At 64.6% G+C, this 15,382-nt stretch carries 9 protein-coding genes; all 9 read left to right on the top strand.

Annotation, left to right across the window (positions count from 1 at the left end):
* The first annotated feature begins 3 nt into the window (after positions 1-3).
* The 9 genes from CYJ07_RS17505 (at position 4) to eno (ending at position 14,789) form a co-directional block, all read left to right on the top strand.
* Complete coding sequence (locus CYJ07_RS17505; RefSeq protein ID WP_104205007.1) at positions 4-2,124, top strand: type IV pilus secretin PilQ; 2,121 nt, start codon at positions 4-6, stop codon at positions 2,122-2,124.
* Positions 2,124-2,666, top strand: a complete 543-nt coding sequence (gene aroK / locus CYJ07_RS17500) for a shikimate kinase AroK (protein ID WP_104205006.1) — start codon at positions 2,124-2,126, stop codon at positions 2,664-2,666. The genes CYJ07_RS17505 and aroK overlap by 1 nt, the downstream gene beginning before the upstream one ends.
* An 8-nt stretch (positions 2,667-2,674) precedes the next feature.
* A complete protein-coding gene (gene aroB / locus CYJ07_RS17495) occupies positions 2,675-3,781 on the top strand; it encodes a 3-dehydroquinate synthase (RefSeq protein ID WP_104205032.1) in 1,107 nt (368 codons plus the stop codon).
* A 457-nt stretch (positions 3,782-4,238) separates the two neighbouring features.
* On the top strand, positions 4,239-8,690 hold the full coding sequence (gene gltB / locus CYJ07_RS17490; protein WP_104205005.1) for a glutamate synthase large subunit: 4,452 nt from the start codon (positions 4,239-4,241) through the stop codon (positions 8,688-8,690).
* Between the two features lie 23 nt (positions 8,691-8,713).
* Complete coding sequence (locus CYJ07_RS17485) at positions 8,714-10,135, top strand: FAD-dependent oxidoreductase (protein WP_104205004.1); 1,422 nt, start codon at positions 8,714-8,716, stop codon at positions 10,133-10,135.
* 108 nt (positions 10,136-10,243) lie between these two features.
* The gene (locus CYJ07_RS17480) at positions 10,244-10,798 is read left to right on the top strand and encodes a cupin domain-containing protein (protein WP_104205003.1); all 555 of its coding nucleotides are present in this window, start codon (positions 10,244-10,246) and stop codon (positions 10,796-10,798) included.
* A gap of 113 nt (positions 10,799-10,911) precedes the next feature.
* A complete protein-coding gene (locus tag CYJ07_RS17475; protein ID WP_104205002.1) occupies positions 10,912-12,567 on the top strand; it encodes a CTP synthase in 1,656 nt (551 codons plus the stop codon).
* A 5-nt stretch (positions 12,568-12,572) separates the two neighbouring features.
* Positions 12,573-13,424: a 3-deoxy-8-phosphooctulonate synthase gene (gene kdsA / locus CYJ07_RS17470; protein WP_104205001.1), complete on the top strand. Its 852-nt coding sequence runs from the start codon at positions 12,573-12,575 to the stop codon at positions 13,422-13,424.
* A gap of 72 nt (positions 13,425-13,496) precedes the next feature.
* Entirely contained in the window at positions 13,497-14,789 is a 1,293-nt protein-coding gene (gene eno / locus CYJ07_RS17465) for a phosphopyruvate hydratase (protein ID WP_104205000.1), read from the top strand.
* Positions 14,790-15,382: the final 593 nt, after the last annotated feature.

Raw genomic sequence — 15,382 nt, 5'->3', positions numbered from 1 at the left:
ACGATGAAGCATGCGATACGAAGACTGGCAGCGCTCTGCCTGGCCCTGGTCACCATGCCTGTCCTGGCGGCCACGACATTGACCGACCTCGATTTTCGTCAGGGCGAGCGTGGCGAGCTGCTGATCGACCTGAGCTTCAGCGACGGTGTGCCCGAAGTGCGCGGCTATCGGCTCGACGATCCGGCGAGGCTGACTATCGATCTGGTGAACACAGCCAACGCGCTGGATCGCCGGCATATCGACCTGGGCATCGGTGGCGTCGAGCAGGTCACGGCCCTCGAGGCGGGATCGCGGACGCGGCTGGTATTCAACCTGAATGGCGCGCTTCCCTACGACACACAGCAGCAGGGTGACCGGCTGCGGCTCGCCATCGGCGGCCCCTTGCCGGCCGCTCCGGCCGCCGAAAGCGGTGGGTCGGCGACATCGGGCGCGGTGCCGGCTCCCTCAGCAACGCGCGGCATGCCCGCGATCGCCGATATCGATTTCCGCCGCGGTGAAGGCGGAGCCGGGCGTTTGATCGTTACCTTCGACCGGGCCGGCGTCGACGCAAGGGTCAGCGAGGCGGGGCGCAATCGCATCGTTGCCGAGCTCAGCGGGGTCGAACTGCCTGAATCCCACAACCAGGTCCTCGACGTCAGCGACTTCGGCACACCGCTGCGTCGCATCACGCCGCGCGTCGGTCGCGACGGCGTGACGCTGGACATCGAGGGTAGCGGCGACTTCGCCATGCTCTCGACCCAGAGCGGTCGCCAACTGACCATCGAAGCGCAACCGATCGATCAGCAGGAGCGCGACGAGCGCACGCGCCGCCAATTTCCCTATTCCGGCGAGCGCATCACGCTCAACTTCCAGGACATCGAGGTGCGTTCGGTACTGGCGATCATCGCCGACTTCACCGGGCTCAACCTAGTGGCCAGCGACAGTGTGACCGGTCAGGTCACCCTCAATCTGCGTGACGTGCCCTGGGACCAGGCGCTGGACCTGGTGCTCAAAAGCCATGGCCTGGCCAGTCGCCAGGAGGGCAATGTGATCGTCGTCGCGCCCGCCAGCGAGCTGGCCAACCTCGAGCGCCAGGAGCTTGAGGCGCGCGAGCAGGCCGAGACCCTGGCGCCGCTGGTATCGGAATACGTCCAGGTCAAGTATGCCCGGGCCGAGGATCTCGCCCAGCTGTTGCGCGGCGCAGAGGGTTTCGGGTTGCTCACCGAGCGCGGCCGGGTGGCCGTCGATCAGCGCACCAACATGCTGCTGATCCAGGACACCGCCGATCAGATCCAGGACATCCTGAATACGCTGGAGCAGCTCGACGTGGCGGTGCGCCAGGTACAGATTGAGGCGCGTATCGTCATCGCTCGCGACGGTGTGACCCAGGAGCTGGGGGTGAACTGGGGGGCATCCGGCGGGGGCAGCCGCTTCAACCTGGGCGGCGCCTCGAGCGGTACGCCGATCTCCGCCTACGGCGACGGCTTCACCGGCCAGCGCGATTCGCGGGGCCAGTTCACCGGTGAGTTCGACGATCCCACCGGCAGCCGCTTCCAGCGCGGCGGCCTGGCGGTCGACCTGGGCGGGGCCAACCCCATGACCAGCTTCGGTTTCGGTTACCTCTCGGGTGATATTCTGCTCGACCTCGAGCTGCGCGCGCTGGAGAGCGAGAACAAGAGCCAGACGATCTCCCAGCCGCGGGTCATTACCGCCAACCAGCGTACGGCCATCATTCGCCAGGGTGAGGAGCGCGCCTACCAGTCCATCGGCGAGGGCAACGTGCCCCAGACCGAGTTCAAGGAGGCGGTGCTGTCACTGGAAGTAACCCCTCAGATCACGCCGGACAATCGCATCATCATGGACCTGGTGATCACCAACGACAGCTTCCGCGACGTCGCAACGGGAGAGCCGCCGATCGATACCAACAGCATCGAGACCCAGGTACTGGTCGACAACGGCGAGACCGTGGTGCTGGGTGGTATCCTGACCACCGAACAGCTCAGCCGCCTGGCCAAGACACCCTTCTTCGGCGACCTGCCTGTGCTGGGGAGGCTTTTCCGGTACAATGAGAGCAGTAATCAAAAGGTGGAGCTGCTGGTATTCATCACTCCACGGATACTCGAAGACGGTCTGGCGATTCGTTGATGCAGGACTTGCCCAATCTGATACTGGTCGGTCCCATGGGGGCCGGCAAGAGTACTATCGGCCGCCTTCTGGCGGCCGAGCTGTCACGCGACTTCCATGATAGCGATCATGAGATACAGGCGCGCTGTGGCGCCGATATCCCGTGGATTTTCGACGTCGAGGGCGAGTCGGGCTTTCGCCAGCGCGAAGCACAGATGATTGAAGAGCTGACCGCGCTCGAGAAAGTGGTGCTCGCCACCGGGGGAGGCGCCGTGCTGCGTGAGGAGAATCGGCGCCGGCTGCGCGAGCGGGGTACCGTTATCTACCTGTTCACGACCGTCGAGCAGCAGCTGCGGCGGGTGGCCAAGGATCGCAACCGTCCGCTGCTCCAGCGCCCCGACCGCGAGCAGGTGCTGCGCGAGATGTTCGACCTGCGCGACCCCCTCTATCGTGCCACGGCCGATATCGTGGTGCGCACCGACCGGCGCAGCCCGCGTGCGGTGGTCAACGATATCGTGCGCCGCGTGCAGCGGCTCGTCGATCCCCTACAGGCCAAGGCGTGAACATGTCCATGAGCGAATCCACGGCGACCCGGCGCAGCCTCGAGGTGGCGCTCGGCGAGCGCAGCTACCCCATCCATATCGGTCCCGCGCTGATCGGCGATCCCGCCTGGCTGACGCCTCACCTGGCCGGTCGCCAGGTCATGATCGTCACCAACGAGACAGTGGCACCTCACTACCTGGCGCGGCTGCGCAAGGGGCTCCCTGCGGAACTGACGGTGCATGAGCTGATCCTGCCCGACGGTGAAGCGACCAAGACATTCGCCAGCGTGACCCGCATCTGGGATGCCCTGCTCGAGGCCGGATTCAATCGCCGCTGCACGCTCATCGCCCTGGGTGGCGGCGTGATCGGTGACATGGTCGGGTTCGCCGCCGCCTGCTATCAGCGCGGCGTCGCCTTCGTTCAGGTGCCGACCACGCTGCTCGCCCAGGTCGACTCCTCGGTGGGTGGGAAGACGGGCGTCAACCATCCGCTGGGCAAGAACATGATCGGCGCCTTCTGGCAGCCCCGGGCGGTACTGATCGACACCGATACGCTCAGGACCCTGCCGGAGCGGGAGCTCTCGGCAGGCCTGGCCGAGGTCATCAAGTACGGGCTGATCCGCGACGCGGCGTTTCTCGATTGGCTGGAGGCAGAGCTGCCGGCGCTGCGCCGGCTCGAGCCGGCGGCGCTGACGCGAGCCATCGAGCGTAGCTGCGAACTCAAGGCCGAGATCGTCGCCGAGGACGAGACCGAACAGGGCGTGCGGGCGCTGCTCAACCTGGGCCACACCTTCGGCCATGCCATCGAGGCGCACCAGGGCTATGGCAACTGGTTGCACGGCGAAGCGGTAGGTGCCGGCATGGCGATGGCCGCCGAGCTGTCCCGCCGGCTCGGTTGGCTCTCGACGGCCGAGGTCGAGCGCGCCGCCGCGATCATCGAGGCGGCCGGTCTGCCGCTCGCGGCGCCTGCCGACATGGGAGTCGACGATTTTCTGACGCGGATGCGGCTGGACAAGAAGAACGTCGACGACCGTCTGCGCCTGGTCCTGCTTCACGCTCTCGGGGAGGCGGTCATCCACGACGAAACCCCGCGCGAACTGCTCGAAGATCTGCTGGCTTCCTACCCGCGACGCTGACGGCGTCGCTCTCTCTCGCCTCGTTATCGCCATTCTGGTACTGCCGCTTCTCGCCGCGTGCTCCTGGCGCGCGGCGAGAGCCGTTTGCGGGTCGGTCGAGCGCTTGGGTAGGCATATATCCGCATGCCTTATGCGCTATCGGTATGGGCAAAAAAGCGCCATTTAGACTAAAGTCTAATGCTTTTTGGGCAACGTTTGCGAATCGTTAATGCCTGCCGCAAGTCTTTGAACTCATGGTTTTTTTTGCAAGGAGCTGGATGGCAAGTTGCGGATTTGGCGGGAATTTCTGGATACCAATAACCTTGGGCGATTGCACGATACAAGGGGGGGTGTCTATGCTGGGCGTCCTTTTCTCGCGACAGTGGCTGATCGCTAAAAGCGATGAGAATTAAAAGAAAAACCAACCATAATATTTCAACGCCACTGCCATGTCAATTGACCTTTTCGAGGCACGCCCATGAACCGAGGCCTTCACCATCCAGGCGAGTTCCGTGACAACTGTGGATTCGGCCTGATCGCGCATATGGAAGGGCAGGCCAGTCACGATCTGCTCCGCACCGCCATCGAGTCGCTCACCTGCATGACTCACCGTGGCGGCATCGCCGCCGACGGCAAGACCGGTGACGGCTGCGGTCTGCTGCTGAAGATGCCCGAGGCATTCATGCGCGTGGCCGCCGCCGAGTCGCTCGATCTCGAACTCGGCGAGCAGTTCGCGGTCGGCGCGGTATTCCTGCCCGACGACGACGACAAGGAAGCACGTGCCCGCGGCATTCTCGAGGGCGAGCTGCGCGCCTGCGGTCTGGTTATCCGCGGCTGGCGTGACGTGCCGGTGGACCCCACCTACTGCGGCGAGATCGCCCGCGCCTGCCTGCCGCGCATCCGGCACCTGTTCGTCGAGCCTGGCAAGCTCAGCGACCCCGAGCGCTTCGACGTCGAGCTGTTCATGGCGCGCCGTCGTGCCGAGCAGATGCTGCGCGACGAAGAAGACTTCTACGTCTGCTCGCTGTCTTCCAAGGTCCTCTCCTACAAGGGCCTGATGATGCCGGTGGATCTTCCCACCTTTTATAGCGACCTGGGCGACGAGCGCCTGCAGACGGCAATCTGCGTATTCCACCAGCGCTTCTCGACCAATACCGCACCGCGCTGGCCGCTGGCCCAGCCGTTTCGCCTGCTGGCGCACAATGGCGAGATCAACACCATCGAGGCCAACCGCGGCTGGGCCAACTCGCGCAAGGAAAATTTCGTCAACGAGCGCCTGCCCGACATCGCCGAGCTCGACGAGATCGTCAATACCGTGGGGTCCGATTCGTCGAGCATGGACAACATGCTCGAAGTGTTGCTGATGGGCGGTATGGAGCTGCACCGCGCGGTGCGCATGATGGTGCCGCCGGCATGGCAGAACGTCGAAACCATGAGTGGCGAACTGCGGGCCTTCTACGAGTACAACTCCATGCACATGGAGCCGTGGGACGGTCCCGCCGGCGTGGTCATGACCGACGGTCGCCAGGCGATCTGCATGCTCGATCGCAACGGCCTGCGTCCGGCGCGCTGGGTGATCACCAAGAACGGCTACATCACCCTGGCCTCGGAGATCGGCACCTACGACTACAAGCCCGACGACGTCGTGGCCAAGGGGCGTGTAGGCCCGGGCCAGATCCTCGCGGTGGACACCCATACCGGCGAGGTGCTGCATACCGAGGACATCGACGAGCGCCTGCAGTCCAGCTATCCCTACAAGCGCTGGTTGAAGGAGGAGGCGCACTACCTGGAGTCGGCGCTCACTGAGCTCGCCAGCTTCCAGAACATGGACGCCGACGAGGTCAAGACCTGGCAGAAGATGTTCCAGGTCAGCTTCGAGGAGCGCGACCAGGTGCTGCGGCCGCTGGCCGAGAGCGGCCAGGAGGCGGTGGGGTCCATGGGTGACGATACTCCCATGGCGGTGCTGTCGCGCAAGCAGCGCCTCCTCTCCGACTACTTCCGCCAGAAGTTCGCTCAGGTCACCAACCCTCCGATCGACCCGCTGCGCGAGTCGATCGTGATGTCGCTGGAAACCTGCATCGGGGCCGAGCTCAACGTGTTCAAGGCCACGCCCGAGCATGCGCACCGCATCATCCTCACCACCCCGGTGCTGTCGCCGCGCAAGTTTACCGCGCTGCTCGAACAGGACGACCCGGCTTTTTCCCATCAGCGCCTGAGCCTGGGCTACGACCCGGAGCAGATGGGGCTCAAGGCGGCCATTCTCGAGCTGTGCCGCCAGGCCGAGGCCGCGGTGCACGAGGGCAAGGTGATCCTGGTGCTGTCGGACGCCAATCTCGAGAAGGGCCAACTGCCGATCCACGCCGCGCTGGCGGTGGGCGCGGTGCACCATCACCTGGGCAAGCTGGCGCTGCGTCCGCGCGCCAATATCGTGATCGAGACCGGCTACGCCCGCGATGCGCACCAGATGGCGGTGCTGTTCGGCGTCGGCGCCACCGCGGTGTTCCCGTGGCTGGCGTACCAGGTCATGGCTGACATGCATCGCACCGGCGAGCTCACCGGCAACCCGGCGGACGCGCGCGAGAACTATCGCAAGGGCATGCAGAAGGGGCTGTACAAGATCCTCTCCAAGATGGGGATCTCGACGCTGGCCTCCTATCGCGGCTCGCAGCTGTTCGAGGCGGTGGGGCTGGGCTCCGAGGTGATCGACCTGTGCTTTTCCGGCATGGCGTCGCGTATCGAGGGCACAGGCTTTGCCGAGCTGCAGCTGCAGCAGGAGCTGCTGGCGCGCGAGGCGTGGACGCCGCGCAAGGGCATCAACCAGGGCGGCCTGCTGAAGTACGTGCACGACCACGAGTATCACGCCTACAACCCGGACGTGATCAAGGCGCTGCAGGAAGCCGTGCAGGAGGGCGACTACGCCAAGTGGAAGCGCTTCGCTCAACTGGTCAACGAGCGTCCGGCCGCCACCCTGCGCGACCTGCTGGGGCTCAAGGTCGCCGAGACGCCGCTTGCGCTCGAGGAAGTTGAGTCCGTCGACGAGCTGATCCCGCGCTTCGACAGCGCCGGGATGTCGCTCGGAGCGCTGTCGCCGGAGGCCCATGAGGCGCTGGCCCAGGCCATGAACGAGGCCGGCGGTCGCTCCAACTCCGGCGAAGGCGGCGAGGATCCGTCGCGCTATGGCACCATCCGCAGCTCAAAGATCAAGCAGATCGCCTCCGGCCGCTTCGGTGTGACCCCGGCCTATCTGGTCAACGCCGAAGTGCTGCAGATCAAGGTGGCCCAGGGCGCCAAGCCCGGCGAAGGCGGCCAGCTGCCCGGCGGCAAGGTCAACGAGCTGATTGCGCGTCTGCGCTATTCGGTGCCCGGCGTGACGCTGATCTCGCCGCCGCCGCACCACGACATCTATTCCATCGAGGACCTGGCGCAGCTGATCTTCGACCTCAAGCAGGTCAATCCGGAGGCGCAGGTCTCGGTCAAGCTGGTCTCCGAGCCCGGCATCGGCACCATCGCCACCGGCGTGGCCAAGGCCTACGCCGATCTGATCACCGTGTCCGGCTACGACGGCGGCACTGCGGCGAGTCCGCTGACCTCGATCAAGCACGCCGGCAGCCCGTGGGAGCTGGGCCTGCCCGAGGTGCATCAGGCGCTGCGCATCAATGGACTGCGTGACAAGATCCGCCTGCAGACCGACGGCGGCCTGAAGACCGGCCTCGATGTGGTCAAGGCGGCGATTCTGGGCGCCGAGAGCTTCGGCTTCGGCACCGCGCCGATGGTGGCGCTGGGCTGCAAGTACCTGCGCATCTGTCACCTGAACAACTGCGCCACCGGTGTGGCCACCCAGCACCAGTACCTGCGCGACGAGCACTTCCGCGGCACCGTGGACATGGTAAAGAACTACTTCCGCTTCATCGCCGAGGAGGTGCGTGAACTGCTGGCCATGCTGGGCGTGCGCAAGCTGACCGACCTGATCGGCCGCACCGACCTGCTCGAGGTGCTGGAGGGCGGCACCGCCTCACAGCGCAAGCTGGACCTGACGCCGCTGTTGGCCAACGACTTCGTGCCGGCCGACGCACCGCAGTTCTGCCAGGTCAGCCGCAACGTGCCGCACGATCCGGGCACAAAGAATCAGGAGGTGTTAGCGACCATTGAGCAGGCCATCGCCAGCAAGAGCGGCGGCGAGTTCACCTTCACCATCACCAACTGCGACCGCTCGGTGCCGGCGCTCTCCTCGGGAGCCGTGGCCAAGCATTATGGCGAGGCCGGGCTCGAGGATGCCCCCATCACGCTGCGTTTCGAGGGGGTGGCCGGGCAGAGCTTTGGCGTATGGAACGCCCGCGGCCTCAACCTCTATCTTGAGGGCGACGCCAACGACTACGTCGGCAAGGGCATGAACGGTGGCAAGGTGGTCATCGTGCCGCCGCGGGGCAGCCGCTTCGAAAGCCACAAAACGGCCATTATCGGCAATACCTGCCTGTACGGCGCCACCGGCGGCAGGCTGTTCGCTGCCGGCACCGCCGGTGAGCGCTTCGCCGTGCGCAACTCCGGCGCCCATGCGGTGATCGAAGGGGCCGGTGACCATTGCTGCGAGTACATGACCGGCGGTCTCATCTGCGTGCTCGGCGAAACCGGCGTCAACTTCGGTGCCGGCATGACCGGCGGCTTCGCCTATGTGCTCGACGAGGATCGCTCCTTCGTCGATCGTTACAACCATGAGCTGGTGGAGATTCACCGGGTCAATACCGAGGCCATGGAGGCCTACCGGCGTCACCTGCGGGAGATCATCGAGGAGTTCGTGGCCGAGACCGACTCGGCGCGCGGGCGCGAGATTCTCGACGACTTCAGCGATTTCGTGCGGCATTTCTGGCTGGTCAAGCCCAAGGCGGCGAGTCTGAACAGCCTGCTCGACGAATCTCGCAGACGTCCCGAGTGAGCCGGATTCCAGGAGACACGAATATGGCCAACCGTTTGACCAGAAACGATTTCCAGTTTATCGACGTGGGTCGCCAGGACCCGCAGAAGAAAGATGCACGCAAGCGCTCGCGGGAATTCGGCGAGATCTACGAGCCGTTCAAGCCGCAGGAGGCAGCCAGCCAGTCGCACCGTTGCCTGCATTGCGGCAACCCATACTGCGAATGGAAGTGCCCCGTGCACAACTACATTCCCAACTGGCTGCAGCTGGTGACCGAGGGCAATATCCTCGAAGCCGCCGAGCTGTCGCACAAGACCAACTCGCTGCCCGAGGTTTGCGGCCGGGTATGTCCCCAGGATCGCCTGTGCGAAGGCGCTTGTACGCTCAATGACGGCTTCGGTGCGGTGACCATCGGCTCGGTGGAGAAGTACATCACCGATACCGCCTTCGCCATGGGCTGGCGCCCGGACATGTCCCAGGTGACCTGGACCGACAAGAAGGTCGCCGTCATCGGCGCCGGTCCGGCAGGGCTCGGTTGCGCCGACATCCTGGTGCGCAACGGCGTGCGGCCGGTGGTTTACGACCGCTATCCCGAGATCGGTGGTCTGCTCACCTTCGGCATTCCCGAGTTCAAGCTCGACAAGACGGTAATGGAGCGTCGCCGCGCGGTGTTCGAGGAGATGGGGATCGAATTTCGCCTCAACATCGAGATCGGCAAGGACGTGACCATCGATGCCCTGCTCGAGGAGTACGATGCGGTATTCATGGGCATGGGCACCTACAAGTACATGACCGGCGGCTTCCCCGGCGAGGACCTGCCCGGCGTGCACAAGGCGCTCGACTATCTGATCGCCAACGTCAACCACTGCCTGGGCTTCGAGAAGGAGCCAGCCGACTACGTTTCGCTCGAAGGACAGAAGGTGGTGGTGCTGGGCGGCGGCGATACCGCCATGGACTGCAACCGTACGGCGATTCGCCAGGGCGCGGCCACAGTGACCTGCGCCTATCGCCGTGACGAGGAAAACATGCCCGGCTCCAAGCGCGAGGTGGCCAACGCCCGCGAGGAAGGCGTCGAGTTCCTGTTCAATCGCCAGCCGGTGGCGGTGGTCGGCGAGGGCAAGGTCGAGGGGGTGAAGGTCGTGCGCACGCGCATGGGCGAGCCCGACGAGAATGGCCGTCGTCGCCCCGAGGTGGTGCCGGGCTCCGAGGAGATCCTGCCGGCGGATGCCGTGGTCATCGCCTTCGGCTTCCAGCCGAGCCCTGCGCCGTGGTTCGATCGCTTCGGCATCGAGCTCGACGAGCGCGGACGCGTGCTGGCACCGGAGCATGGCACCTATGCCTTCCAGACCACCAACGGGAAAATCTTTGCGGGCGGCGACATGGTGCGCGGCTCCGATCTGGTGGTCACCGCCGTCTTCGAGGGGCGCCAGGCCGGCGAGGGTATCCTCGACTATCTCGGCGTGTAATCCCTTTTCCCAGACGCGCTTCGCCCCGGCCTGCCGGGGCTTTTTCTTTCCTTTCGATCTTCTTCTAGACTCCATGGCGACGGAAACCAAGCGCTGGAGGAGACGATCATGGACGATAGGCTGGCAGCACTGGGGTTGGCGGAGAGCGATGGGCGTACCGTCGAACCCGAGCGGATGGTCTTCCACGATGATGGCCGCATCCCCAACACGCCGTTGGCGACGCTGGCGTTCCGTTCGCGGGGAGTCGATCCGGCACTCGATCGCGAGGCCATAGCGTCTCGCTTCGAGCGTATCTTCACCGCCAGCGGCTGGCCGCCGAGCTGGCGTGGCGGCGTCTACGATTACCACCATTACCACTCCATTGCCCACGAGGCTTTCGGCGTGCTCTCGGGGCGCGGGCGGTTGCGGCTGGGCGGCGAGCAGGGTCAGGATGTCGAGCTCAACGTCGGGGATGCCCTGGTGCTGCCGGCGGGAACCGGTCACTGCAGCTTATGGGCCAGCGACGATTTCCTGCTGCTGGCCGCCTATCCCGAGGACCAACACGAACTCGATCTGATCCGCGCCGACCCTGATGCCCACGATGCCGCGGTGGCACGAATCGCCGAAGTATCGCGCCCGGCGTACGATCCGCTGGGTGGGGATCTGGCGCGCTGGTGGTCGTGAGTCTCGGGGGCGGGCAGCGAAATTGAGCCATTGGTCGTAATCTGCTACGCTGTCGACCCATCCTGGCGCGGCTTTCCTGCCGCTCCTCACGATCACGTTTCGACAGGTTCTCCATGACACGATATATCTTCGTGACCGGCGGCGTTGTGTCCTCACTTGGCAAGGGCATCGCGTCGGCCTCGCTGGCGGCGATTCTCGAGGCGCGCGGCCTCAAGGTCACCATGCTCAAGCTCGATCCCTACATCAACGTGGATCCGGGCACCATGAGCCCCTTCCAGCACGGCGAGGTGTTCGTCACCGAAGATGGCGCCGAGACCGACCTCGACTTGGGCCACTACGAGCGCTTCATCCGCACCAAGATGACCCAAGGCAACAACTTCACCACCGGCCGTGTCTACGAGCACGTGCTGCGTCGTGAACGTCGCGGCGACTACCTGGGCGGCACCGTGCAGGTGATCCCGCACATCACCGACGAGATCAAGCGGCGCGTCTATGCCGGCGGTGAGGGCTTCGACGTGGCGCTGGTGGAAATCGGCGGTACTGTGGGCGACATCGAGTCGCTGCCGTTCCTCGAGTCGATCCGCCAGATCAGGAGCGAGCAGGGCGCGAGCCGGGCGCTCTTCATGCACCTCACCCTGGTGCCCTACATCAAGACCGCTGGCGAGACCAAGACCAAGCCGACCCAGCACAGCGTCAAGGAGCTGCGCTCGATCGGTATCCAGCCCGACATCCTGATCTGTCGCAGCGAGGTGGAGCTGGAGGAGACCGAGCGGCGCAAGATCGCGCTGTTCACCAACGTCGAGGAGCGCGCCGTCATCCCGCTGCAGGATGCCGACACCATCTATCGCATCCCGCTGATGCTCCATGAGCACGGGCTCGACGAGATCGTCTGCGACAAGCTGCGCCTCGAGGCCGAGCCGGCCGATCTGACCGAGTGGATCCATGTGCTTGACGCCAAGCTCAACCCGCTGAAGTCGATCAACATCGCCATGGTCGGCAAGTACATGGAGCTGCTCGACGCCTACAAGTCGCTCAACGAGGCGCTGATTCACGCCGGCATCCAGACTCGGGTCAAGGTCAACGTCGACTACATCGACTCCGAGATCATCGAGCGCCAAGGCACCGAACGGCTGGCCGGCAAGGATGCGATCCTGGTGCCGGGCGGTTTCGGCGAGCGCGGCGTGGAAGGCAAGATCGAGACCGCCCGTTACGCGCGTGAGAACGGCATTCCCTATCTCGGCATCTGCCTCGGCATGCAGGTTGCGGTGATCGAGTACGCTCGCCACGTGGCCGGTTGGGAGGATGCTAACTCCACCGAATTCACCCACAACACCCAGCACCCCGTGGTCGGCCTGATCACCGAGTGGATCAATGCCGAAGGCAAGATTGAATTGCGCGACGAGGCGTCCGATCTCGGCGGCACCATGCGCCTGGGCGGCCAGGTCTGTCGTCTCGAAGCGGGCACCAAGGCGCGCGAGGCCTACGGCAGCGAGGAGATCGTCGAGCGTCACCGTCATCGCTTCGAGGTCAACAACCAGTTCGTCGAGGCGCTCGAGCAGGCCGGCCTGGTGGTCTCGGGCAAGAGCGTCGACAATTCGCTGGTGGAGATGGTTGAGCTGCCCGACCACCCCTGGTTCGTGGCCTGCCAGTTCCATCCCGAATTCACCTCCACGCCGCGCGACGGTCATCCGCTATTCACCGGTTTCGTCAACGCGGCGCTGGAGCACAAGGCGGCGCGCACCCGCGCCCAGACCTCGCACCAGGAGTGACGACGATGTCCATACCTGAACGCGATATTTCCTTTGCCGGCCTGACAGCCGGCAATTCTTTGCCGCTGATGCTGCTTGGCGGCATGAACGTGCTGGAATCCCGCGAGCTGGCTCTCGAAGTCGCCGAAACCTATGTCGACGTCACGCGCCGACTCGGTATCCCTTACGTGTTCAAGGCGAGTTTCGACAAGGCCAACCGCAGCTCCATCCACTCGTTTCGCGGCCCCGGCCTGGAGCGCGGGCTGGAGATACTCGCCGAGGTGAAGTCCCGTTTCGGCGTGCCGGTCATTACCGACGTGCACGAGCCCTGGCAGGCCGAGCCCGTCGCCGAGGTCGCCGACATCATCCAGCTGCCGGCCTTTCTGGCGCGCCAGACCGACCTGGTGGTGGCCATGGCCCGGACCGGTGCCGTGATCAACATCAAGAAACCGCAATTCCTGGCGCCCCACGAGATGCGCCACATCATCCGCAAGTGCGAGGAAGCCGGCAACGATCGCGTATTGCTCTGCGAGCGCGGTTCGAGCTTCGGATACAATAACCTGGTGGTCGACATGCTCGGCTTCGGTGACATGAAGCAAACGGGGTATCCGGTCTTCTTCGATGTCACGCACTCTCTGCAACGGCCGGGTGGCCGTGCCGACAGCGCCGGCGGGCGCCGGCAGCAGGTCGCCGAGCTGGCGCGTGCCGGTGTCGCCGTAGGATTGGCGGGGCTGTTCCTCGAGGCCCATCCGGACCCCGACAGTGCCCTGTGCGACGGCCCCTGCGCACTGCCGCTGGACCGGCTCGAGCCCTTCCTCGCGCAGCTCAAGGCGCTCGACGAACTGGTCAAGGGCTTCCCGACCCTGTCCATCGAGTAAGCCGATCCATAGGACGTGACAAAGCGATACCCAACGACTCAATCAACGCTGACCCATAAAAGGACGACAGAGATGACCAAGATTGTCGAACTCCACGCCCTCGAGGTGCTCGACTCCCGCGGCAACCCCACCGTGCAGGCCGAGGTGCGCCTGGAAAGCGGTGCCGTGGGCGTGGCTTGCGCCCCGAGCGGTGCCTCGACCGGTTCCCGGGAAGCGCTGGAGCTGCGCGACGGCGACAAGTCGCGCTACCTGGGCAAGGGTGTGCTGAAGGCGGTGGAGGCAGTCAACGGCGCCATCCGTGAGCGGCTCGTCGGCATGGATGCCCGCGACCAGCGTGGTCTCGACAATGCCATGATCGAACTCGACGGTACCGAGAACAAGGCCAGCCTGGGCGCCAACGCTATCCTCGCCGTATCGCTGGCTGCCGCGAAGGCCGCCGCCAATGCCAAGGGCGTGCCGCTCTACGCTCATATCGCCGAGCTCTACGGTCAACCGGGCCGATACAGCATGCCGGTACCGATGATGAACATCCTCAACGGCGGCGAACATGCCGACAACAACGTCGACATTCAGGAGTTCATGGTCCAGCCGGTGGGCGCGCCGAATTTCCGCGAAGGCCTGCGCATGGGCGCCGAGATCTTCCATGCGCTGAAGAAAGTGCTCGCCGGGCGCGGCCTGGCCACCGCCGTGGGTGACGAGGGCGGTTTCGCGCCGAACCTCGAATCCAACGCCGAAGCGCTGGCGGTCATCAAGCAGGCCGTGGCCGATGCCGGCTATACGCTTGGCCGCGATGTCACCCTGGCGCTCGATTGCGCTTCCTCGGAGTTTTACCGGGACGGCCAGTACCGACTTTCCGGCGAAGGCAAAGCCTTCGATGCCGCGGGTTTCGTCGACTATCTGGCCGAGCTGTGCGACCAGTACCCCATCGTCTCCATCGAAGACGGCATGGACGAGTCCGACTGGGACGGCTGGAAAGCGCTGACCGACAAGCTCGGTGACAAGGTGCAGCTGGTCGGCGACGACCTGTTCGTGACCAATACGCGTATTCTCAAGCGCGGCATCGACGAGCAGATCGGCAATTCCATCCTGATCAAGTTCAACCAGATCGGCTCGCTGTCGGAGACTCTGGATGCGATCAAGATGGCGCAGGACGCCGGTTTCACCGCCGTGATCTCGCACCGTAGCGGCGAGACCGAGGACACCACAATCGCCGACTTGGCCGTGGGCACCTCGGCCGGACAGATCAAGACCGGTTCGCTGTGCCGCTCCGACCGGGTGGCCAAGTACAACCGGTTGCTGGTCATCGAGCAGCAGCTTGGCGAGCGTGTCGATTATCCGGGGCGCAGCGCGATCAAGGGGCAATGAGGGTCCGGAGCCGTACGGCCGTGAATAGGACCATTGGCCGTCGAAATCGCTGACCGTTTTGTAGGAAATCGCCTACACGATGGCGACGAACTAAGCTTAGTAAGGCCGCAAAAGACCGACATCTTGGGTGTCGGTCTTTTTTTAATCCTTTGAAGAAAAAGAGAAATTTTTTTCATCACGCCTCGTGGTCGAGGCCGGGAAAGCGGTTTGGCGGGTTTTGCGTCCAGTTCCATAGCTGCCAGAATACCCATGGGACAAGGCAGAGCGGGAGAGCTCTCCAGCAGGATGCAACGGGATGCTGATTATGTGGCACGCCCGGTGCGACAGGATGTTGCCTCCGGGCAGGGACGTTTGCCACTGGAGTCAGGACGGAGGGACCCGTCCAAGGATATGCTGGGAGCCGGGCGGCCTAAGAGGCCGCCTTTTTTGTGCCTCGCCTTCCTGCCGCTGGCTATATATACCCAAATTTCCTTTCTTGGCGGCTCATGGATGCGCCGACATCGACGCGCTCGGTCACCACCCAAGCGCGGCAGGGCCATCCACCTGAAGCCCGATACAGCATCGAGGTTAGCGCCCGCTATCCGGCAAGGCGC

This window comes from Billgrantia saliphila, from assembly GCF_002930105.1.
Taxonomy (GTDB): domain Bacteria; phylum Pseudomonadota; class Gammaproteobacteria; order Pseudomonadales; family Halomonadaceae; genus Halomonas; species Halomonas saliphila.
Note: the sequence above shows the minus strand (reverse complement) of the source record. Positions and strands in the feature narration are given on the sequence as shown.